Origin of the sequence: Gordonia sp. ABSL11-1 (assembly GCF_030315685.1) — a bacterium.
In the GTDB taxonomy this organism is placed as follows: Bacteria; Actinomycetota; Actinomycetes; order Mycobacteriales; family Mycobacteriaceae; genus Gordonia.
On sequence record NZ_JASXSI010000016.1, the window covers coordinates 55,413 to 77,648 of the forward strand.

20 protein-coding genes and 1 pseudogene are annotated in these 22,236 nt (G+C 67.9%); 10 read left to right on the top strand and 11 right to left on the bottom strand.

Going from position 1 to position 22,236, the window contains the following annotated elements; genetic code table 11:
• Positions 1-169 precede the first annotated feature (169 nt).
• Both QSJ19_RS17640 and QSJ19_RS17645 read left to right on the top strand, forming a co-directional pair.
• Positions 170-814: a hypothetical protein gene (locus QSJ19_RS17640; RefSeq protein WP_286322269.1), complete on the top strand. Its 645-nt coding sequence runs from the start codon at positions 170-172 to the stop codon at positions 812-814.
• A 95-nt stretch (positions 815-909) separates the two neighbouring features.
• Complete coding sequence (locus QSJ19_RS17645; RefSeq protein WP_286322270.1) at positions 910-1,431, top strand: DUF3089 domain-containing protein; 522 nt, start codon at positions 910-912, stop codon at positions 1,429-1,431.
• A 22-nt stretch (positions 1,432-1,453) separates the two neighbouring features.
• Here QSJ19_RS17645 and QSJ19_RS17650 read toward each other — a convergent pair whose 3' ends face one another.
• The 4 genes from QSJ19_RS17650 to QSJ19_RS17665 all read right to left on the bottom strand — a co-directional run bounded on the left by QSJ19_RS17650 (position 1,454) and on the right by QSJ19_RS17665 (position 8,887).
• On the bottom strand, positions 1,454-3,718 hold the full coding sequence (locus QSJ19_RS17650; protein WP_286322272.1) for an ATP-binding cassette domain-containing protein: 2,265 nt from the start codon (positions 3,716-3,718) through the stop codon (positions 1,454-1,456).
• A gap of 102 nt (positions 3,719-3,820) precedes the next feature.
• On the bottom strand, positions 3,821-5,596 hold the full coding sequence (locus tag QSJ19_RS17655) for an Hsp70 family protein (protein WP_286322274.1): 1,776 nt from the start codon (positions 5,594-5,596) through the stop codon (positions 3,821-3,823).
• A 40-nt stretch (positions 5,597-5,636) separates the two neighbouring features.
• Positions 5,637-7,073: a dynamin family protein gene (locus QSJ19_RS17660; protein WP_286322275.1), complete on the bottom strand. Its 1,437-nt coding sequence runs from the start codon at positions 7,071-7,073 to the stop codon at positions 5,637-5,639.
• Positions 7,070-8,887 (bottom strand): dynamin family protein, encoded by a 1,818-nt coding sequence (locus QSJ19_RS17665; protein WP_286322276.1) that lies wholly within the window; start codon positions 8,885-8,887, stop codon positions 7,070-7,072. The genes QSJ19_RS17660 and QSJ19_RS17665 overlap by 4 nt, the downstream gene beginning before the upstream one ends.
• A 202-nt stretch (positions 8,888-9,089) precedes the next feature.
• Between QSJ19_RS17665 and QSJ19_RS17670 the strand changes: the two genes are divergently transcribed.
• The 3 genes from QSJ19_RS17670 (at position 9,090) to QSJ19_RS17680 (ending at position 12,256) form a co-directional block, all read left to right on the top strand.
• On the top strand, positions 9,090-10,397 hold the full coding sequence (locus QSJ19_RS17670; RefSeq protein WP_286322278.1) for a DUF7373 family lipoprotein: 1,308 nt from the start codon (positions 9,090-9,092) through the stop codon (positions 10,395-10,397).
• Between the two features lie 122 nt (positions 10,398-10,519).
• Complete coding sequence (locus tag QSJ19_RS17675) at positions 10,520-11,920, top strand: peptidoglycan recognition protein family protein (RefSeq protein ID WP_286322280.1); 1,401 nt, start codon at positions 10,520-10,522, stop codon at positions 11,918-11,920.
• Between the two features lie 78 nt (positions 11,921-11,998).
• Entirely contained in the window at positions 11,999-12,256 is a 258-nt protein-coding gene (locus QSJ19_RS17680; RefSeq protein WP_286322281.1) for a hypothetical protein, read from the top strand.
• A 5-nt stretch (positions 12,257-12,261) separates the two neighbouring features.
• Here the strand turns inward: QSJ19_RS17680 and QSJ19_RS17685 are convergent, their stop codons facing one another.
• Both QSJ19_RS17685 and QSJ19_RS27030 read right to left on the bottom strand, forming a co-directional pair.
• Positions 12,262-13,872 (bottom strand): DUF222 domain-containing protein, encoded by a 1,611-nt coding sequence (locus QSJ19_RS17685; RefSeq protein ID WP_286322282.1) that lies wholly within the window; start codon positions 13,870-13,872, stop codon positions 12,262-12,264.
• A 281-nt stretch (positions 13,873-14,153) separates the two neighbouring features.
• Positions 14,154-14,432 (bottom strand): annotated as a pseudogene (locus QSJ19_RS27030) (type I restriction enzyme endonuclease domain-containing protein); the annotation flags it as partial.
• Between the two features lie 50 nt (positions 14,433-14,482).
• Here QSJ19_RS27030 and QSJ19_RS17695 point away from each other — a divergent pair.
• On the top strand, positions 14,483-14,713 hold the full coding sequence (locus tag QSJ19_RS17695) for a hypothetical protein (RefSeq protein ID WP_286322286.1): 231 nt from the start codon (positions 14,483-14,485) through the stop codon (positions 14,711-14,713).
• Entirely contained in the window at positions 14,713-14,985 is a 273-nt protein-coding gene (locus QSJ19_RS17700) for a hypothetical protein (RefSeq protein WP_286322287.1), read from the top strand. The genes QSJ19_RS17695 and QSJ19_RS17700 overlap by 1 nt, the downstream gene beginning before the upstream one ends.
• A 132-nt stretch (positions 14,986-15,117) precedes the next feature.
• Here the strand turns inward: QSJ19_RS17700 and QSJ19_RS17705 are convergent, their stop codons facing one another.
• Genes QSJ19_RS17705 through QSJ19_RS17715 form a run of 3 tightly spaced genes read right to left on the bottom strand, consistent with a single transcriptional unit; the run spans position 15,118 to position 17,554 of the window.
• On the bottom strand, positions 15,118-15,951 hold the full coding sequence (locus QSJ19_RS17705; protein WP_286322359.1) for an HAD family hydrolase: 834 nt from the start codon (positions 15,949-15,951) through the stop codon (positions 15,118-15,120).
• Between the two features lie 32 nt (positions 15,952-15,983).
• Positions 15,984-16,757 (bottom strand): lysophospholipid acyltransferase family protein, encoded by a 774-nt coding sequence (locus tag QSJ19_RS17710; RefSeq protein ID WP_286322290.1) that lies wholly within the window; start codon positions 16,755-16,757, stop codon positions 15,984-15,986.
• Between the two features lie 26 nt (positions 16,758-16,783).
• Positions 16,784-17,554, bottom strand: a complete 771-nt coding sequence (locus QSJ19_RS17715) for a lysophospholipid acyltransferase family protein (protein WP_286322292.1) — start codon at positions 17,552-17,554, stop codon at positions 16,784-16,786.
• Positions 17,555-17,721: 167 nt separating this feature from the next.
• Between QSJ19_RS17715 and QSJ19_RS17720 the strand changes: the two genes are divergently transcribed.
• Together QSJ19_RS17720 and QSJ19_RS17725 are read left to right on the top strand one after the other, a co-directional pair.
• Positions 17,722-19,299 (top strand): Rieske 2Fe-2S domain-containing protein, encoded by a 1,578-nt coding sequence (locus tag QSJ19_RS17720; protein ID WP_286322293.1) that lies wholly within the window; start codon positions 17,722-17,724, stop codon positions 19,297-19,299.
• 105 nt (positions 19,300-19,404) lie between these two features.
• Positions 19,405-20,016 carry a TetR/AcrR family transcriptional regulator gene (locus QSJ19_RS17725; protein ID WP_286322294.1) on the top strand — a complete coding sequence of 204 codons (612 nt, stop codon included), beginning with the start codon at positions 19,405-19,407 and terminating at the stop codon, positions 20,014-20,016.
• Between the two features lie 111 nt (positions 20,017-20,127).
• Here QSJ19_RS17725 and QSJ19_RS17730 read toward each other — a convergent pair whose 3' ends face one another.
• Positions 20,128-20,994 carry a DMT family transporter gene (locus QSJ19_RS17730; protein ID WP_286322295.1) on the bottom strand — a complete coding sequence of 289 codons (867 nt, stop codon included), beginning with the start codon at positions 20,992-20,994 and terminating at the stop codon, positions 20,128-20,130.
• Between the two features lie 35 nt (positions 20,995-21,029).
• On the opposite strand from QSJ19_RS17730, the gene QSJ19_RS17735 reads away from it, so the two are divergent.
• Positions 21,030-21,308, top strand: coding sequence for a hypothetical protein (locus QSJ19_RS17735; RefSeq protein WP_286322296.1), 279 nt, complete (start codon positions 21,030-21,032; stop codon positions 21,306-21,308).
• Here QSJ19_RS17735 and QSJ19_RS17740 read toward each other — a convergent pair.
• The gene (locus QSJ19_RS17740) at positions 21,292-22,230 is read right to left on the bottom strand and encodes a DMT family transporter (protein ID WP_286322297.1); all 939 of its coding nucleotides are present in this window, start codon (positions 22,228-22,230) and stop codon (positions 21,292-21,294) included. The genes QSJ19_RS17735 and QSJ19_RS17740 overlap by 17 nt on opposite strands.
• Positions 22,231-22,236 lie beyond the last annotated feature (6 nt).

The following is a 22,236-nucleotide window of genomic DNA, read 5'->3' on the forward strand; positions in this document are numbered from 1 at the left end:
GATCGGGTGTGGTCGTTGCCGCCATCGACATGATGGCCGGTCACAGAGTTCGATGCTACGGAAGCCCCGGGAAGTTCCGGGAGAAACCCTTCGTTCGGTGGAACATTCCCGGCGCCGGCATGCGTCAGACTTTCGACAAGCTCGAACACCTCGACCGAAAGGCCACGCCATGTCCGGCAACCCGACCTCCGACTACACCTCCTCGGCCCCTGCGGGCTCGATCCCGAGCACCGGCGACGACCAGGTCCGACACACCACCGACGCCCAGGGCAACGACGTGTACGTCCACTACGACGCGTCCGGCAACGTGACCCTGGTCGAGGCCGACACCGACGGCGACGGCCAGATCGACACCGCCGCCAAGGAGGACCCGAACGGCGGCGTGCTGGTGGCCAAGGATCTCGACGACGACGGCGAGGCGGACAAGATCGTCCACCTGGACCGCTCGGGCGACATCACCCAGGTCGACACCGTCGAAGACGGTCGCGTCGTGGCCTCCACCCTCGACACCGACCGCGACGGCGACCCGGACACCGTCATCGTCGACAGCAATCGTGACGGCAAGGCCGACGCCGTCGGTGTCGACAGCGACGGCGACGGCCGCCTCGATCGATTCGGATACGACACGGACGGCGACGGCAAGGTCGACCGGTACGCCGCCGACACCGATGGCGACGGGCAGATCGACGCACACTCGGGCGACTCACCGTCCTACGACGATCCCCCCTCGTACGACCATGATTCGCCGTCCTATGACGACGACGCCCCGTCTCAGGACGAGCCGAGCAGCGGCTACGGCGACACGATCCTCTGAGTCACGGCCCTCCGAGCCCCGGTCACCACCAGGTGGCCGGGGCTCCGAGCGCATTCGGCCAAACCGCGGGCAAGGGTGTCGCCACCTGGAGGACCATGGACGTACGCCAGTTCGTGTACGGGACCACCAACGCACTGTCGCCGAATGTCGCCGACCGCGACGTCCTCGCCGCGTGGAACGCGTATGTCGCCCAGAACACGGGCCGGGGTGTGATCCTGATCGGCCACTCGCAAGGCGCGTTCATGCTCCGGAAACTGATCCGCGAGCAGATCGATCCCCAACCTCGTGTACCCACCGCTGTCGTTGTTCGGCAACAGCTCGCTCGACATCGCCTCCCTCGGCGCGGGTTTGCCGACCGGACCGCGCTACGAGGTGGCCTGCACCGACCCCGCCGTCATCAGCGGCGACGACGATGCCGTCGGCATCACCGTCCTCAGTGCGCCGTATCCGACGGGAATCCTTGCCGCGTTCCTCGTTCATACGGCGTTTCCCGAGGCCAGCCCGTCAACGAGATCCCGCTGTTCGACTCGCACGTCATCGACGTCAACGTCGGCCCGGACCGACTCGTCGACATCGCGTCTCGGCAGGCGGAGTCCTGGCTGGCCGACACCCGTTGAGGCTCGGCGACACATCCGTGGGTTACCGATCCCGTGTCAACCGTCCCACCGTGTAGCTGACGAGCATCGTCGACATCAGCAGCAGCGCACTGTAACCGAGGATCGCGCCCAGGATTGCGGATTCCCACAGGGATGCCCCGGAGGTCTGTGGGGCCAGGGGCGCGATCGCGGTGAGGTCGACGGCGCCTGCCGAGGTGGCGTATCCCCAGTACGACGGGAACAGCCAGGACATCTGCGCCAGGCCCGGGGTGGTGAGGCGAAACAGTCCGCCGCTGAACACGAGTTGGGAGATCACCAGGATCACCAGCGGTGGCATGGTCTGCTCAGCAGACCGTACGGTCACCGAGATGGCCAGGCCGACAAGCACTCCGACGGCACCGGTGGTGGCGAGTGACACAACGAGCTCGACCGGCGCGAGCCCTGTCACACCTCCGGTCGGCACTCCCTTGCCGAGATAGGTGATCGCGGCCATCACCGCGGTCTGCACCGCGACCACGACGACGTAGACGACGATCTTCGCCGCGAGGTAGGCGTCGGGCCGGAGTCCGACGGCCCGCTCACGCTCGAAGATGTCGCGCTCCCCCACCAGATCACGCACGGTGATCGCGGTGCCCATGAAGGTCGCGCCGATCACCAGGATGACCAGGATCTGCAGGGCCTCACCAGCGGTGTCGGCGACACGGTTCACGTCGAATCCGACCGAACCGGGAATCACCAGCGTCAGCAGCCCCAGGACGATCGGCATCACCGCGAGGAAGGTGATATAGCCGGGATCGGCGAGGATCACGCGGCACTGTCGTCGCACGACGGTATTGCATTGCCGGAGTGCACCCGACTGTGGTCGAGCCGCGAGACGACGGCGCGGCTGCGGGCCCGATCCCCGAACGGTATATGGGAGATCTCCCCGGGAGCCGCTGCGTCTCAGGTGTTCTCGGTGTGCGGTCTCCGGATGTGCCGACACATGGGCGAAGATCTCGGCCCAGTCTGCCGTGCCCATCGCGGTCGAGATCCCCTCCGGGGAGCCGAGATACGCGGTCCGGCCGCCGGGGGCCATGAGGAGGACCTGATCACACATGGCCAGATGGGTGAGAGAGTGGGTCACCACGAGCACCACGCGGCCGGCGTCGGCGAGCCGCCGCAGGGAGGCCATCACCTGACGGTCCAACGCGGGGTCCAGGCCGGACGTCGGTTCGTCGAGGATCAGGAGCGACGGCCCGGTGAGCAACTCCATGGCCACCGACGCCCGTTTGCGTTGTCCCCCGGACAATCTGTCGATGCGGGTGTCGACGTGCTCGAGCAGTTGCAACTCGGTCAGCACGTCCGCGATCACCGCGCGGTGATCGGTCGCGGACAGATCCGGCGGCAGACGCAGCTCGGCGGCGAAACCCAGCGCCTGACGCAGGGTCAGCTTGTGGTGCAACACATCCTGTTGCGGCACCATCCCGATACGGGTACGCAGGGCGTCGTAGTCGGCGTGCACGTCGTGGCCCTCGAAGCAGACCACACCCTCGGTCGGGCGGACCATTCCGGCGACGATGCCCGACACGGTGGACTTGCCCGCACCGGACGGACCGATCACGGCGGTCAGGGTGCCGGGGCGAGCGGAGAACCCGATGTCACCGAGCAACCGCTTCCCGCCGTCGACGGTGAGCCCGACACCGCGCACGTCGAGCCCACCAGAACCGCCGGCGGTACCGGGCACCGCGACCTGCTGTGCCGGACGGCGGACGAGGGATCGTCCGGAGACGAGGAAGTCGGTGTTCCCGATGGTCACCGTGGCACCCGCGACGAGACGGGCACGGGCGATCCGATCGCCGGCGACATAGGTTCCATTGCTGCTGCCGAGATCCTCGATGACCAGGCCGTCCGCGTGCGTGATCACCCGCGCGTGGTGGCGCGAGACGAGCGGGTCGTCGACGACGACCTCGTTCTCCGGTGTGCGCCCGATCGTCAGGATCCCGTCGACGACGGCGGTGATCGGTTGTTCTCCCGTCGAGCCCAACACGATGTACAGCGCCGGGCCGATGTCCGGGTCACCGAGCCGCACGCGCGCCGACGACGACACGAGCAGTTCGGTGACCACGCTGCCCGCCGCATAGGCCGGCGTCGACGGGTCGTCGCACACCACCCACCAACCATGTCCGCGCCACTCGATGCTGAGGTGATGCGCCCCGACGAGCGGGTGATTCACGACGACACCATTGTCGGGTGCGGAGCCGACGATCAGTCGTCGGGTGTCGCCGAGGTTGCGCACGGCGCCACCGATCGTCACGGTCCCGGGGGTCATCTGATCCACGCCTTTCGCTCGACCTCGGCGGACGAGTACGTCTGCCACGGCATGGATCAGACGTCGGTGGCGGCCGCAGATGTTCCCGCGACGAGCGGACCGTCAGGCGATGAGCCCCGATCGCGTCAGGAAGGTCCGCCCCTGGTCGATGGACCCGATCCCGAACACGGTGGCCTCCAGCGAGGTCGCGGTGTTCGCGTAGTCGATGGTGTAGTCGGAGCTCGACTGCTCTCGGATCTCAGCTGCCGAGGTACGGTCGGCGTTCTCGACGAGCGTGCCCTTGCCGGCGGAATAGATGCCGTTGCGAATGTTGACGATCCGCTGCCGGGCATCCGGCTCGTCCCCGTAGAGGACGATGAAGTACGACGCCGCGGTGCTGTGGGACCCGAGGTCGGCGAGGGCTCCGGTGCCGGAGAACGAACAGGTGACCTTCAGCGCTCCGTTCGAGCTGAAGCCCGACTTCCGGCAGTTGGTCACCGCGGCCTTGAGTGGGCCCGGGACCAAGGCCATCAGCTGGTTCTCGTCGGTGACGATCCCGGAGCCGTCGGACTCGGAGTCGGCCGCGGCGGTGGCGCTCCCGGGCGATGCGGGGTTGTCGTCGGAGCCGTCGTCACCGGAGGTCATCGTCGCCACCGTCCCGACGGTGATCCCGACGACGGCGATCGCGGCGACCGCTATCGCGGCGATCCGACCCGAACGTCGTCCGCTCCTCGGGGACCCGCCGCCCTGCCACGACGGCATGAGGTCACCGGCCCCCGGGATGATCGGCGACCCCGGCTGCCGACTCACGTTCTCCGCACCGACAACGACGAGTGCACCCTGTGCCACAACCGTTTTCGGATCGTCGAGGGTGGCGACCGGGCCGAGGTCGTGCAGTCGCTGCTGGATCAGCGGGATACGGGACGACCCGCCGGTCAGGTAGAGCGCGGTCAGTTGGCTCGGATGGGTGATGCCGGCATCCATGAGCGCTGCCCGGGTCAGTTGCAGGGCCTGGCCGACGGCCGGGCCGATCAGCTCATCGAACTCGTCGCGCGTGATCTGCAGGGTCGTCCGGCCCGACGGGGTCGGGACGGTGATCGTCGCCGACGGCGACTCCGACAGCAATTCCTTGGCCCGTCGGATCGAGTCCTGCAGGTTCGCCACCACATCGACGGGGGCCTGCCGACGCAACCAGGAGACCAGGTTCGGGTCGCGGTCGGTGAGGCGGTCCTCGACCCACCGCTGCACCAGGGCGTCGAGGTTCTTGCCGCCGAGGCCGTTGTCGCCGCGGGCCGCGATCACCTGGAAGGCGTTCATCGCAGTCACCGTCAGCACGGCGATGTCCAGTGTGCCGCCGCCGAAGTCGAACACGGCGATTTTTGCGCCGGGCTGCATCGCGTGCGAGCGGGAGTAGTGAGCGGCGGCGGCGCGCGGCTCGGAGATGGTGGTGATCGCCGACGGATGGATGCCGACGGAGGTCGCGGCGTCGATGAGCACCCGGACCTGCTGGTGCGCCCAGGCCTCCGGATGGGTGAAGACGAGCCGCTCCGGCGGCGCCCCCGCGTGGGCGGCCTTGCCGCGCTGGACGATCGCACCGAGAACGGCGGCGACCAGGGCATACGTCGGCATGGTGTGGCCGTTGATCGTGCAGGTCGGGTCGGCGCCGATCAGCCGTTTCGGTGACGCGACGTAGCACGACGGATTGTGCTGCGCCGCATCGACGGCGGCCTCGCCGACCGTGATCCGGTCCGGTGCCGCGACATAGACCGCCGACGGCATCAGGTTGCTCGTGTGCGACAGGGACAGCGTCTCGATGCCGCCGCTGGTCGCGCCGGAGTGCGCGGCAGCCGAGTTGGAGGTACCGAAGTCGATGGCCAGGGTCCAAGGGGCGAATGACATGTGCGGTGAGGTCCTGTGTCCTGTGTCCTGTGTGTCTGGGCTAGCCCGGGATCGTCAGTGCAGTGTAGGTGCGGATGAGGGTGACGAGTGCGGCATCCTCGGCCGCTGAACTGGTGGCCAGCGAGCGGCGCTGCACGTGGCCGAGGCGGCGGTGGGCCTCGGCGGCGACCTCGTGGGTGGTCGCGTGGTCGGGCAGCCCGACGCGGCCGGCCGGTGAGGTCGCGAGCAGCACGGCGCGCAGATCCTCGGTCACCTCGGCACGCGGATCGATCCGGAGCATGCGCTGATAGTCCTCGAGGACCGCCACCAGATGCAGGGCGGGCGAAGCGCGAAGTTGAGCAGCGAGGGATCGGATACGTTCTCGCGCAGGATGACTGAATGCCAGTTGATCGAGGCGGGACAGGATCCGGTGGGCGCGGTGCAACACGGCGAACCGGGCCGTCGACGACATCAGTGCGCGCTGCAGTTCACCGATGCCGGAGTGCTCGGTGAGCCACGCGTTGAGGGCTGCGCCGCCGTGAGGCGCGATGTGCCTGCCGTTGAGCACGCCGTATTCGCCGAGCAGTTCGAGCAACTGGACGCGCAGCGCGAGCGGGAGGACGTCGTCATCCCCCTGCCGCTCATCACTGTCGAGCACCCGGATGACCTCGAGTGGCGCCAGTGGTCGTAGGCGGGCCAGCGCTCCGGCGAGGTGTTCGGTCATCATCCCGGTGTGGCTGGTCTGTGCCATCAGTCCCGAGAGCGGGACGACGGCGTTCACCGTCTCCGACAGCTGCGCCGCCATGCGCGTCGCATGTTCGCGGGCGTGCACGAGCGGGTCCCGTCGGCCCAGCGCGCCCTCTCCGAACGAGTCGGCGCGGGAGAGGACACCGAGGGTGTTCAGCGGGGTGAAGGGCAGTTGGGACAGGAACTCGATCTCATCGGTCCGCGGCACGGCGTCGAACAGGAACACAGCGGCATCGGCGTCGATCGATGCACCGCGGGTCTGTTCGAATCCGTCGATCGTGACCCGACGGGTCGCGGCATCGTTGGCGACCGTCAGGGTCGACAGTCCGGGGGTGTCGATGAGGGTGAGTCCGCGCAGCGCCGACGACGGCAGCCATCGATCGACGAACGCGATGTCGGGTGTCTCGATGGGTAGTCGGGCCGGCTGGTGGTGGATCGTGACGGGGTGGCGTCGTCCGTCGAGGCCGACGACCTCGGCGCGCGACGGTGCACCGTCCTGGTAGACGGTGACGACGTTGGTGGCCTCGAGCGCCGCGGTCTCCGCGACCGGCGCACCGACGAGGGCGTTGACGAGCGTCGACTTCCCGGCCTTGAGCCGGCCGACGATGACGACCCGCGGTGGCGACCACAGGATGGTCCCGATCGCGTTGGCATGGGCGGGGAGGTCGCCGCCGAGAGCGGCCAGTTGGCGGAGGCCGTGGTCGAGCGTGGCGTGGACCGGGTCGGCGACGGGCGGCGGATGGGCGGTCATGACGTCTGTCCCAGCAGGGCTTCGGCCGACGCGATGCGCTTGTCGACGATCTCCAGGTTGGTCGTGAGCCGCTGCGTGGTCTTGTCGCGCGCGGCGGCGTCGGCGGATGCGGTCTTCTGCACTTCGTCGATCGTCTTCTGCAGTCGCTCGATGTTCGTGCGGAGGTGATCGCGATAGCGGATGACGATCTCGGGCCGAGACTGGGCGACGGCGCTGTCGAGGAGGCGTCCGGTCGCCGCTTTGGTGGTGGCGATGGTCTCCCGCAGCCAGACCAGCAGATTGGACTTGCCGGCACGGATCGCGCGGAAACTGAGGTTCACCCCGACCCACATCGTGCCGACGACGACCCCGACGCCCATCAACGCCGACAACCCCAACAGCCCGCCGAGTGTGGAACCGCCGACCACTCCCATCGTCAACAGGGTCGGGTCGAGCAGTCCGTGACGTTTGCTGCCCACCTGATGGGTCTCGATCCGCTTGTCCTGCATGGATTCCACGATCCGTGCTGACAACTGCTCCCACACGGTCGGGTCGTCGGCGAAGCGGGGCGCGATGATCTCGTCGTGCAGCCGCTGGAGGAACGCGGCCAGCGTCTCGGCCATCGCCAGTTGCAGATCGCGTTGCATGTCGGCGGTGAACTTCTGTTCGCTGCGCCGCAGCACCTGCATTCCGTGGGTGTTGATGTAGGTCGTCCACGTGTCGCGTACGTCGTCGAGCCGACGTTCGAGATCGTCGATCGCGGACTGCCGCAACAGGGTCAGGTCGCGGGCCAGATACTGCTCCCACTGGCGGGACTGCTCCTGCAGTTCGGCCAGACGCGCCATGTCCGCGGCGAGGTCGGGCAGCGCCTCGGCACCCGCCTGCACCGCATCGAGTTCCCGGGTGATGCCGCTGCGCACCACGCGCAGACCCTCCAGGCAGGTCCGCACCGCATCCAGGTGCGGGACATCGGCCGCCGCGTCGAGCCTGCGGTCGATCTCGGATCGCAACGTGGTTATGCCGCTGTCGATCTCGATCCGTCGGCGCATCGACGGGTCGGCGACCTCGGCGGCCAGGACGGCCATCAGGCTCGACACCCCGATCACGGTGACGCGGCGGTGGAGCCGCTCGGCGAGCAACTGTTGGTTCTCGGCCACGATCTGGCGCCAGCGCCGCAGATTCTTGTCGGTCTTCGTGACGGCCACGATCACCGAGTCGACCGTGGCGCTCGCCTCACGGACGAAGGCCATCTCCGGCGCGGTCAGGGGCGACGACGCGTCGCACACGAGCACCAGCACGCTGGCCTGCTGCGCCGAACGGGCGGCGAGGCGGGCCAGGCCGGCGTCGAGACCGCCCACACCCGGCGTGTCGACCAGTGTCACGTCCGACATCCGGGCCTCCCGGACGGCCAGGGCCGCCGACGTCGGCAGCTCCTCGACACGCGGATCGCGAACCATCGCACCGTCGGTGGTCACCCACTGCGCCAGGTCGGCGGCGTCGATCCGCCGGGACCCGTCGGGGAAGAAGATCTCGGCGGCGCTGTCGGAGTCGAGATCCGGATCCGGCGTGACACCGACCGAGACCGACGAGGTGACGTCGACCCCGACCGGGCAGATGTCGCGTCGACCGATGAGCGCGTTGACCAGCGAACTCTTGCCTCGTTGCACCTCGCCGACGACGACCACCACCCTCGCCTGGGCGTCGCGGTCGAGTTTGGTCTGGGCGATGTCGGCGACGCCGTCCATCTTGTAGGCGCGCAACACCTTCGCCGCTGCTGCCACCACACCGGCGGCGGCATCGCGCGACGCGGTGTCCGGTACCGCAGTCTCACCCATACCGTTTGTCCCCCGGTCGTGTTCACAGCCGCCGGGGCCGTAGTCTACCCAGCCGACATTGTCGCAGGTCATTCGCTCAGTGCACTAACCTCGCATGCGAGCGCCCCGGAGTCGGATGGTCGCCGGCCGCCGGATCCCCCGGGAACATCCCACGCCGTCCGCCGCGTCTGATCGGGGAATGCCACGAGAGGGGAACAATCAGATGAGCAGTCGGCGAACAGCGGCGGGATCAACGACGACACACCGGGCGGGCCGGGCCACAGCAGTGGGGGTGGCGGCGGCCGTGGCGCTCGTCCTGGCGGGATGCTCGGTCGACGGTGAGCCCACGAGCGACGTCGCCGGAAAGGCGGCATCCCCGGGTGCGGCCGAGCCGTCGGTCGACGTGAGCGCGCTCGACACCGGCACCTACCCGACCGCCCCGCGGCCTCCGTTCGGTACTGCGACGCAGGAGAACATCCTGCAGATCGAGGGCCAGCGGATGGCGCAGTTCATCGTGGTGCCGTTCGAGGTCGACGAGGACCTCACGAAGGCCGGCATGCCCACGATGGTGATCACCGGGCCGAGCAATGTGCGTCTGGTCCTCGACCGCAGCGCCGCCGACGTCCCGGCGAACAAGGCGATGGTCGGCGGCTACGTCGCGACGGCCTCGACCCCGCCCGAGTCGTTGCGCGCGGGCACCAAGCGCGCGCTCAACAACATGGTGGTCCGCTACCTCACGCCGGCCGATGCCACGACCGCTGCCAAGCAGATGGCCAACGCGACGGCCGCCAACGCCAAGGGCCGGATCGGCACGCTGCCCGGTCTGCCGGGGACCATCACCGTCTCCCACGACAGCACCGACGGCAAGGTGCTGATGGCGTTCACGCCGCGCAACAACTATGTCCTCTACCAGTGGTACGAGACGACCCCGGCGCAGCAGGATCGGCTGGAGCCGACGATCCGCACGGCCGTCGAGAAGCAGTCGGCACTGATCGACAAGTTCCCGGCCACCCCGACGAAGGCCGAGGCTGCGGCGCGCGGCATCACCGGGCCGACACGGCCGCAGATGGACCAGAACCACGTGCTCATCTATGCGCTGCCCTACTCCGAGGAAGAGCTGAAGAACCCGCAGAGCGGGATTCCGCGCGGCAGCATCCAGGCGGTGTACGGCCCGCGCGGGATGGCGCACCAGAGTTCCGACCCGGTGACCGACTTCAACGTGCTCACCGAGGTGGGATCCACCGCCAACGCCGTCGACAAGTCGACCGTCTACCGGGCTTCGACGCCGGAGGGGGCGACGAAGATCGTCGACACCTTCCTCGCGTCCAACCGGAACGCCGGATGGACGGACGCGGGAAGTCCGCCTGGGCTGCCGTCGGCGAAGTGCCAGACGAACTCCACGGTGTTCTTCTGCATCGTGCAGAAGGGCCGGTATGTCGGCTCGGTCAGCGCACGCGAGGAGAAGGATGCCTTCCAGCAGATCTCGGCGCAGTACGTGATCTTCACGAAGGCGGATCAGAACGCGAACTGAGCGCGCACTGACGACCCGCCCTGAATCACACCAGCCCCACTAGATAACAACCGCATCACGAGTTGCTGAGTGTCGGCGCGCGGCGTCGTCGCAACTTCGCGAACCGGACACGATGGCTGACCATGCGCCGAGTTCGTCCGAATGCCGTCCCTCGGCGGTCGATGGTGCTCGCGTCTGTCGCTGCCGCGATCGTCGCGAGCCCGTTCGCCGTCGTCATCGCCGGATCCGATCCACGTCCGACCGACATCTCGCGGGAGGTCCCGACGACATCTGTCGAACAGGTCGGACTCACCGAGCTCGCGACCGCCGTCGTCGATGTCGCCGAGTCGGGGCTGGCCGCGGCCGGGGTGCGTCTCCCGGCAACCGGCGCCACCGGCGAGGCGCCACGGATGGCCGACGGCCGTCCGGTCGGCGCGGCCGTCCACCACATCGTCCGCGACACCCCACTGAAAATGGTGGCCTTCACCTGGGAGCGCGTCATCGCGCAGAAACCGGACGACACCTCGATGGTGCTGCGCGCCAAGCAGAACGACGGATCATGGGGCGAGTGGATCACGCTGGATCCGGTCGACGCGCAGCAGACGCCGTCCGGCGCGCACCCGATGGGCACCGAGCCGGTCTGGGTGGGCGACGCCAAGGAGGTCCAGGTCGCGGTGACCGACGGCGGCCTGGCGATCCCGGCTGCCGAACCGCAGGGCGGCGGTCTCGCCGAATTGGGGATCGGCACTGCGAGCGCGGTGATCAAGACGTTGCTGACGACCGCGTTGTCGGCGGTGAAGGCGACGCTGATCAGCCCGGAAAGCCTGCTCTCCCTGGGCTCGTCGCTGCTGACCCCACTGCTCGGCGGACCATCGGTGGTCGCCCGCGCCCAGTGGGGCGCGGACGAGGGGATGCGCTGTTCTCAGCCGGCCTTCTCGCCCGCCATGCGCGGGGCGATCATCCATCACACCGCCGGCAGCAACGACTACACGCCGCAGCAGTCCGCCGAGATCGTCCGTGGCATCTACGCCTACCACGCGCGCACGCTGAACTGGTGCGACATCGGGTATAACGTACTGGTCGACAAGTACGGCCAGGTATTCGAAGGCGCCTTCGGCGGCCTCGACCGCAACGTCGAGGGCACCCACACCGGCGGTTTCAACAAGTCGACCGTCGGCGTGTCGATGATCGGCAACCTGGATCAGGTGGCGCCCAGCACGGCGATGGTCTCGGCCGTGTCCCGCTTCCTCCGGTGGCGACTCGGCAAAGCCGGTGTGAATCCGGCCAGTACCGCGCAGCTGACCGCAGAGTCGTTCTCCGACAGCAAGTTCCCGGCCGGGGCGCAGACCAATCTTCCGGTGGTCAGCGGCCACCGCGACTACAACAACACGAGCTGTCCGGGTGAACTCGGCTATGCGGCCCTCGCCCCCATCCGCGCGATGGTCGGCGGCACGGCGCCGCCGGCCGTATCGCCGCCACCGGCGTCGCCCGCGCCACCACCCGCTGCCGCGGGCCCGCCCTCACCCACTCCCCCACCCGCATGACCCCAGGTTGCAACCACCCCCACCATGTGCTCTACTGCATCCGATATTCATGATCGCGCATCCATTGAGGGTAGCCACATGGCCGAGCAGAACGATGAGCCGGACCGGGACGAGAATCCGGGGGAATCCATCGCCGTCGAGGTCGGCACGCGGGTGGTCGTACCGAGCCACGCCGGGCCGCACGGTGTCGTCGTCGACGACTTCGGCGAACAGCCGTCGAACGTGACCACTGCGCGCCTCGGCGACGACACCATCGCCGGACCGAAGCGTTTCGCCGTGGTGCTCGACGACGGGAATCTGGTCTTCGCGGACGGTGAGGACGTCAGACCGGTGTGATCGGGTCAGTCCACATCGTCGCGCGAGTCCCTTTCGCGCTCCTCTCGTTCTCGCCGTCGACGGTTGCGTTCACGTTCTTGCTCGCGGCGTGCGTATTTGGCAGCCAACCGAGTTCGGCGTCGGCTCGGTGGCCTCGGGTCAGGCGGTGGGGCGCCGGGTGAACCGCGACGCTGTTGCGGCGTGTCGGCTGAGGTGAAGCGAATCCGTCGCAACCCGGGAAACAACACCTCCAAGTTCTCCGGCTCACCGGGGATCACCAAGCCCTCCGGCGTGATGAACTCCTGCCGCAGGCGACCGCGCCGGTCGCGGTACTGGTCGTCGACCCAGGAGCCGAATGTCTTGAGGATGTGGAAGAACCGGTCCTTGACGTTGAGATTCTCCGGACACGTCTGACCACCGGCAGCCGGGTCGGCGTGGTCGTATTCGACGACGTGGTCGACATCGCCGTCGAAGGACGAGGTCGCGTTGCCCGGGATCACACTGTGCCCGTCACGCACCCGGATGTAGGTGTCCAACGCGGCCGACGGTCGGTACGGATCTGCCGGTTGGTGCGCGGACAGCGTGTACGTGCCATCGGGATTCTGCGGGGTGTCCGGCGGCACAAGTGGCTTGATCACCGCATCCGGCCGGGCGGCCAGATCCCGCACATGGTCCCCGGAGATGACCCCGTGCCCGGCGACGAACCCGGCACTGTCGGCCTCGCCGGTCACCGTCTTCTCCTCGGCGACAACGTGGATCACGATCTTCGTCTGCGCCGCGACAACCCCGGGTTCGGGAATCTCTGCCGGGCAGCTCTCATCGCCGCACAGGCATTCGAAGCGGGTTTGCGACATCAGGGCGAACGCCGCGTCGGAGCGCCGCTGACCGATCGTACGTGGATCAGCCGAGCACGCCGACTCGGCCAGGGCGCGGATGTTGGCCTGCGAGATACGTGCGTTCTCTGCGCTCATGCTCGTCGACACCTGCGCGATGCCATCGGTTTTCGGCTGGACCCAACTGTCGCGGGCGTCCAACGCGCGGCGGCGGCGTTCGCGTACCGCATCCGGATCGTGGCGATAGACGATGCGATCGACCATGTCGCGCAGGCGTTCCGCCGACCACGGCCCATCGTGCAGATCCAACTCCGCCGCGATCTGCGCATCCACCTCGGCGGCGCAGTCAGCGCCGTCGATCAAATCGGTACGCGCGATCACCGAGATCACCCGCTCCGGTGAGATCCGCCCCTGCTGCAACCGCTGCGCCACCTGCGGCAACCGATCACGCAACGCCACCGCCTGCAGTATCACCTGCTCGGCGGCGTGCTGAGTGATCGCCAACGCCACCGCAATCCGGGCGGCGCAATCCGCCAGGCCATCCACCACAAGGAAGTCGTGTTCGCCGCGGTCACCGACCAAGCGACGATGCAACTCTGCAGCCAGCTGATAGTTGTGCCACGCCAGATACGAGCGGGCACGCTGGGTGGAGGCCATCGACCCCAGCAACTCGTTGACATGGGTACCGATCAAATCGGTGACGTCATCAGCGTGCACATCACCGGTATAGAGCGCCGGCAGGCCCGGCCACGGCGAACGGGCACGCCACCACCGCGACATCTCCCACCCTGCGACAGCAGCCACCACAGACACCTTCCAGAGACACGGATACGACCGCAGCACCCTCGGTCACACATATCTCTGGAACACAGCCGCCACCCGAAACAACCGAGCGCGGCCGAAACATCATCAACTCGGTCCTGCAGAAACCAACCTACGGCACAGGTCCGACAAGAATTGGTCGTTACCGACCGCGGTGCGAGACCTATACGCCGGGTTCTTGACCGCCGACTGGACCCTTCTGTTCGGCGAACCGAGGTGCCATCATCTCCATCTGCTCGAACACCGTGGTGATGGCTGCCGGCTGACAACGCTGGCGTGAACCGCTTCCCGCGATTACCCTCGGCAGCAACCTCTTTGGCCATCTCGATGAGTTCGGCAATCACCTCAGCAGAGGTGATCTGCTGATTGGTGTACTGGTTCATCAGCTTCGTGATGCGTTCGGAGACGTCGCGCTGCCGCACGACGTTGTTTCTGGTCGCGCGGGCCGATTCCTCGTTCAGGGTTGCCCGCAGCGCCTCGATCGCCAGGTGCGGGTTGGTTGCGGCTTTCGCCTTGGCCTCGAAGTCGGGGCCGAGATCGCTGGCCAACCGTACGCAGCCGAAGCACGATCTCGAACCGATCACCGACGCAAATGCCATCGAGCAACCGTCAGCGATCCAGACCAAGCGAACAACAGGTCCCCGGGCCTCGCGAGATCGACTGTGTTCATCTCAGCGCCATCGGGAAGAACGCGCAGAAGATCGAGAAGTCCTGCATCACCGTCTACTCCGCCATCGACCGGCTCCTGGGCGAGGCGCTGGCAGCGCTGGCAGGGGTCGCCGACAACGAGACCGTGACCGAGGCGCAACGCGGGGCGGCCTGATGGTCGACGAACCGACGCAGCTGCCCCCGGCGATGGCATCGCCGGAGGTGGACTGCACGGTCCGCAGCGGCTGGCACCCGTTGCTGTCCCGGCTGCACCGGCAACTCACCTCAGTGACGTCGGATTTCACCTATGCCCAGATCTCGGAGAAGCACGGCACGCTGCGGGGCAACCTCGTGTACGGCGATTCCGTCGGCGGTTTCACCCGCGGATGTTCCCTTCGTGTCGTGCGGGCGACTCAGTCCTACGAAACGAGCGCGCGCACGCAGTGATCCGCAGTGCGGGGGGTGCGGCTATCAATGAGCCCGCGAAGTGTCACAATCCGTGGCAGAACTGTCACAATCCGTGGCAACAGTCCGCGCATACCGCGGACTATTGCCCTGGATCGGTATCGGGATGTGCGACTACCCGAACCATCGCTCGAGCACCCGAGCGACCCCGTGGTCGTTGTTGCCGACGGTGACCTCGTCGGCTGCGGCGAGCGCTGCCGGATGGCCGTGCGACATCGCGACGCCATGGCCGGCCCAGGCCAGCATCTCGACGTCGTTGGGCATGTCACCGAACGCGATCGACGCCGTGTCGGTCAGGCCGGCGAGTCCGATCAGCGTCTGCAGGCCCGACGCCTTGTGTGTGTCGGGGAGCGACAGCTCGATGAGGCCGTTGTCGGTGGAGAACGTGATCTGGGCGAGGTCGCCGACGGCGTCCTTCAGGCGTGCCGCCATCTCGTCGCTGCGCATGTCCGGTTGCCGGACAAGCAGTTTCACCGCGGGTTCGGCGTACACCTCGTCGTCGCCGACCTCGATGTGGTCGGGGTTCAACCACGCGTGCCGGTATCCGGAGGTCGCGACGAACGGCGGGGTCGCGGCGTCGTAGGCGGACTCGCCGACACGTTCCGCGGCGATTCCGCAGCCCGGGATCCGCGCGTACGCCCGCTCGACGAGCTTCTCGAGGACGTCCGGCGCGAGCGTCGCGGCCGACAGGACACGGTCGTGCGCGACGTCGTACAGGATGGCGCCGTTCGCGCACACCGCATATCGCACGTGCGCGGGCGTGTCGTCGAACTGATCGCTGATCTCGGCGATCCAGCGTGGCGGCCGTCCCGTCGCGAGGATGAACTCGGCCCCGGACGCGATGGCCGACCCGATGACGTCGATGGTGCGTCGCGACACGCGGTTCTCGTCGTCGATCAGGGTGCCGTCGACGTCCGATGCGATCAGGGTCGGTGGCCCGAATTCGATTGCTGCCGAATCCGACACGGACGGAGTAGGTGTCACCGGCCACCCTGCTCCCTGGCTGCACGGGCCGCTGCCTTGCGAGCCGCCTCCTCGTCCTCGATCACGTGCGCCTCCTCGGGCGTCGGGGCCGAACCGCCGAGTCGGGACGGGACCCAGAACTCTCCGGCGGGATGCGGCCCGTAGTCGTCCTGCACCGTATGCAGCAGGGTGGTCATGGTCTCTCGCAGACGTGCTGTCGCCACCTCCGGTGGCTCGTCGGCCGCGACGGCGAGCGGGGGTCCGTACCGGACCGCCACCGGCAGGCGACTCCGCCCGATGTTGCGGGCCCCGGTCTCGGTCTTCGTCCACTGCCGCTGGGCGCCCCAGACGATCGACGGCACGATCGGCACGCCGGACTCGGCGGCCATGCGGACCGCGCCCGTCTTGAACTCCTTCAGCTCGAAGCTCCGGCTGATCGTCGACTCCGGGTAGACCGCGACGATCTCGCCGTCGATCAGCTCCTCGACGGCGAGCCGGTAGGCGTCAGCCCCGGCGGACCGGTTCACCGGCACCGTCTTCGTGTGATTGACCAGGAAGCGCATGATCGCGATGTCCATCACCTCGGACTTGATCATGTAGCGCGTCCGACGACCGGCGCGGTACAGGCCGAGTGCAGCGGGGACGAAATCGAGATAGCTGGTGTGGTTGACCGTCAGCACGGCCCCGCCGGTGCGCGGGATGTTCTCGAGCCCGGAGAAGCGCAGGTCGAGACCCTGAGCGCGTACGAGACCGTGCGCGATGATCTCGAGGGTCCGGTAGACCGGTTCCATGGTTGTCAGGGTAGCGGTGGCGCCGATCAGGACACGTCGCCGCCGGCGTCGCGCTCGGCACGCTTGGCGGCACGCGCTGCCTGCTCGTCGGCGTCGAGCCGGTTGGCCTCCTCCAGGGTCGGTGCCGACCCGCCGAGACGCGCCGGCACCCAGTACTCACCCTTCGGGTGCTCGCCATAGGCGTCCTGCAGTTCCAGCAGCTTCTCACCCATGACCTTGTGCAGGCGTGCGGTGATCTCGCCGGCCTCGCCGACCGGCTCGACCGGTTCGGCGACACCGATCAGGATTTTGACGTTGCTCCGCCCGAGATTCTTCGGGTGGCCCTTCGTCCAGACGCGTTGTGCACCCCAGATGACGGTCGGGATGATCGGCGCACCGGACTCGAGGGCCATGCGGGCCGCACCCGACTTGAACTCCTTCAGCTCGAAGCTGCGGCTGATGGTGGCCTCGGGGTAGACGCCGACGAGCTCGCCGCGTTTCAGATAGTCGACGGCCGAGCGATAGCTCTCGGCACCGCTGGACCGGTCGACCGGGATGTGTTTGAGCGCACGCATGATGGGCCCGGAGACCTTGCTGTCGAAAACCTCCTTCTTCGCCATGAACCGCACCTTGCGGCGGCCCTGGAGGAATGCCGGGATGCCGGCGTAGGTGAAGTCCATGTATCCCGTGTGGTTGATCGCGACCACACCGGGACCGTCCTTCGGCACGTTCTCGACGCCGGACACCTTGAATTTCAGCCCCTCGGCCAGCCACAACAGGCGGGCGGTCGTGATCACGGTGTCGTAGACGGGTTCCATGGAACGAGCTTAGCCAGGGCCGCAATCCGCGGACCGAGCATGACGCCCGTCACGTGCCGGACCCGACGGACCTACGGCCCACGACACGACCGCGGCCCGGTCGTTAGATTGGTAGATCGAGAGCATCACCTGCGCAGCCCAGCGCACTGCCCACGAAAGGCCCATCCGTGCAGATCACCAGCGTAGGACACGCCGGCTTCCACATCCAGACGAGCGCCGGTTCCATCCTCTGCGACCCCTGGGTGAACCCTGCGTACTTCGCCTCCTGGGTGCCGTTCCCGGACAACTCCGAGCTGGACTGGAAGACCCTCGGCGACTGCGACTACCTGTACGTCTCCCATCTGCACCGCGATCATTTCGACGAGCGGAACCTGCTGGAGAACGTCAACAAGGACGCCACCGTCCTGCTCCCCGACTACCCGGTGCCGGACCTCAAGCGCGAACTCGAGCGTCTCGGCTTCCACACCTTCGTGGAGACCGAGGACTCGGTGAAGACGACGGTCTCCGGTCCTCGGGGGTCGCTGGAGGTGATGATCATCGCGTTGCGCGCCCCCGCCGACGGACCGATCGGCGACAGCGGTCTCATCGTCTCCGACGGCGAGACGACCGTGTTCAACATGAACGACGCCCGTCCGATCGACCTCGACGTCGTCGACGAGGCGTTCGGTCATGTCGACGTCCACCTTCTCCAGTACTCGGGCGCGATCTGGTACCCGATGGTCTACGACATCCCACGCAAGTCGAAGGCGAACTTCGCGGCGCAGAAACGTCAGCGCGGCATGGACCGTGCGCGGTCCTACATCGAGCAGGTCGGTGCCACCTGGGTCGTCCCGTCGGCGGGTCCCCCGATGTTCCTCGACGACGACCTGTTCGGGCTCAACGACTTCGGGTCTGGCGACAACGCAGACGTCACCTCGATCTTCCCGGACCAGGAGACATTCCTGGAACAGATGCGTATCCACGGCACCGACGACGGCGAGAAGCATCGCGGGCTGATGATGGTGTCCGGGTCGGTCGCCGACTTCACCGGCCCGACCCTCGACGAGGTCTCCCACCCATACGCGCCCCACGAGGTGTTCGGCGAGAACAAGCGGGCTTACCTCGAGCGGATGAAAGAGAAGTTCGCGCCGGTCATCGCCGCCGACAAGGCCACCTGGGCCGCCGACGACGGGGAGCCCCTGCTCGAGCCGCTGCGCCAGGTGTTCGAGCCGATCATGGCGCAATCCGACCTCATCTGCGACGGCATCGGTTATCCGGTCGGCCTCGTGATGGGCGATCAGACCGTCGTGCTCGACTTCCCCAACCGGATCGTCCGCGAACCGAAAGAGCGGGAGGGCAAGTACCGTTACGGTTTCCGGATAGCACCGGAGCTGGTGCGCACCGTGTTACGCGACAACGAGCCGGACTGGGTGAACACCATCTTCCTGTCCACCCGGTTCACCACGTGGCGGATCGGCGGCTACAACGAGTACCTCTACACCTTCTTCAAATGCCTGACCGATGAACGAATCGCCTACGCCGACGGCTGGTTCTCCGAGGCGCACGACGACTCGGCGTCGATCACCAAGGACGGCTGGGAGATCCAACGGCGCTGCCCGCATCTCAAGGCGGACCTGTCGAAGTTCGGTGTGATCGAGGGCGAGAAGCTGACATGCAATCTGCATGGCTGGCAATGGGATCTGCCGACCGGACGCTGCCTCACCTCCAAGGGGCACGAGTTGCGGGCCGAACGACTCGACTCCTGAGCCAGGTGGCGCACGACGCAGCCGCCCACCTCAGGACCACCCGACAGCACACCTCCTAGAGACGCGAGACCCACAGTGGCGCAACGCTCTTACCGCGGCCAATCGGTGGCCGAACGCAGCGCCGAACGGCGCGAGCGGTTGATGACGGCAGCCTTGGAGGTGTTCGGCACACTCGGGTACGCCGGGGGCACCGTCTCCGCGATCTGCTCGGCCGCCGGGCTGTCGCGGCGCCAGTTCTACGAATTGTTCGAGACCCGTGAAGATCTGCTCATCGCCGTCTACGACATGATCCACCGCGAGGCGCGGGCCGCCGTGCTGGCCGCGTTCGCCTCGGTCGATCGGCCCGATCCGCCACTGGAGGAACGCGTCCGTCCCGCGGTGGCCGCCTTCTTCGACTCCGTCGCCGCCGATCCCCGCCGGATGCGCATCGCGTTCATCGAGGTCGGTGGGATCAGCACCCGCGTCGAGGCCCACCGGTTCGAGGCGCGACGCGAGTGGATGACGTTCTTCTCGGCCGCCGCTTCCGAGTTCACCGACCTGCCGGACTCCGAGTTCGGTTTCGACTACGAGGCCATGATCGTCATCGGCGCGCTGACCGAGGCCGGCCATCTCTGGGCCAAGAGTGACCCCCGCCCGAACCGCGACACCGTGGTCTCGATGCTCATGAGCGTGATCCTCGCCCTCGCCGCCTCGCGGTCGCCCGCATCACGCGCCTGACCGAGGTCCGTTCGTCGTACAAGTGACTGAACGCACGCCGAACGGTGCCGGCGACTCCCCGCATCGTTCCGGCTCTCCTGGCAAGCCGGCTCTCCTGGCAAGCCGGCTCTCTCAGCCCTGCGGCACCGCGGGTGAGGACGCCACGATCACCGCTCCTGCGACCGCCGCGATGAAGGCGATCATCGCCACCGGCATCCACCCCGATCGCGTCGCGTCACCGAGCAGCGCGATGCCGACGGCGCCGGGCACCACCGTCTCGCCGACGACGAGTGCCGCGGCCGCACCGTTCACCGAGCCGGTCTGCAGGGCGACCGTGAACAGATAGAACCCGCCGACACCACACACCACGACCGCATATGCGGCAGGGTCGGTGAGCAGCTCCCCCGGCGAGAACGGGTCGAGGCCGTGCACGATCCGTACCGCCACCGCCATCACCCCGAACACGATGCCCGCCAGGAGACCTGCGATCACCGCGATCCGCGCACCCGGCAGTTGCAGCATGGCCAGGCCACCGCCGATCAGTGCGGCACCGAGGACCAGCACTGTCCAGTGCAACCACGCGCCGTCATGACCGTGTCCCTCGTCGGCCGAGACCAACCCCAGGACGATCAGCGCGACGACGACCACGCCTATCGCGATCCGGTCGATCGTCCGCAGCCGCACGTGCAGGAACAGCGCGGCCAGCACCGCAGTCACCACGAGATTCGCGCTGACGATCGGTTGGGCGAGAAACAGCGGCAGCTCGCGCGCGGCGATCAGGTTGCCGACGAAGCCGAATCCGTCGAGCGCCATGCCCGCCAGGAACGAGACGGTCAGCATCGCGGTGATCGTCGACCGCAGAGTGGGCGCATGCGAGGCGCCCGGACCGTCGATCCCGGTGGGCGGCTCGGCGACGCTCCGGGCACCGTGCGCCTGCAGGACGGACGCGGTGCCGTAGGCCAATGCCGCGACGACGGCGGCGATGATCCCGATGAGCATCGGTTCAGTATCGCGTGCCCGCTACGATTCGGGGCATGAAACCCTCCGGCGGTGACGTCGACGGCCACCTCGCCGAGGTGTCCCCGGCCAAGCGGCAGCGCGACGCCGAGACCCTGGTCGAGATCCTGCGTGAGGTCTCCGGTCACGAGCCGCAACTCTGGGGCACGATCGTCGGCTTCGGCGCCTGTCACTACCGGTATCCGACCGGCGCCGACGGGGATTCGCCGATCGTCGGTTTCGCGGCCCGCAAGTCGGCGACGACGATCTACCTGCTCGACGACATCGACGGCGCCCACATCACCGTGACCGGGTGACGTCCCGCGGCGGATGCCCGTAGCCGCGAGGCAGATTGGTGGCATCGGCCGACTCGACGGCGGTGACGGCTCCCGACGACGCGAGCACCACTCCGCCGACGACCGCCGCGACGAACGCGACGATGGCCACGGGTCCCCACCCGGCGCGCGTGACGTCGCCGAGGAAGATGATGCCGACCGCGCCGGGCAGCACCGTCTGCCCGACGACCAGCGCGGCCGCCGCACCGTTGACCGATCCGGTCTGCAACGCGACGGTGAAGAGATAGAAACCACCGATCCCGCTGATCAGCAACGCGTAGAGCGCGGGGTCGGTGAACAGGGCCCCGGCGTCGAACGGGTCGAGTCCGTCGAGGATGCGCGAGGCGACCGCCATGACGCCGAACACCGCACCGGCGATCAACCCGGTGGCGGCGGCGAGATGTTTGTGGACCGTCCGCATGACGATCACGCCGACCCCGATGAGCGCCGGACCCGCGATGAGCACGGCCCATCGCATCCACGGGTCGTTCTCGACGCCTTCTCGCCCGGCCGACACAGCGAGAAGCACGAGCGAGGCCACCACGACGGTGCCCGCGATCCAGTCCCGCGGCTTCAACGAGACGTGCAGGACGACCATCGCCAGTAGCGCCGTCGCGACGAGGCGGGCCGAGATGATGGTCTGCGACAAGAACAACGGGATCAGCCGCGCCGACAGGATCGTCGACACGAAACCGACGATGTCGAAGACGAACCCGACCAGGAACGGCACGGTCAGCATCGTCGCGAGGGTCGACCGCAGCGACGGATGGGCCTTCGACGACCGGCGCCGCTCCTCGCGGACCGCCGCCCGTTGCGCGACCTGATCGGCCCCGAGTGCCTGCAGTACTGCGGCGGCGGCGAATGCGAACGAGCCGATCACCGCGATGACGATTCCCGCGGTCATGGTCGG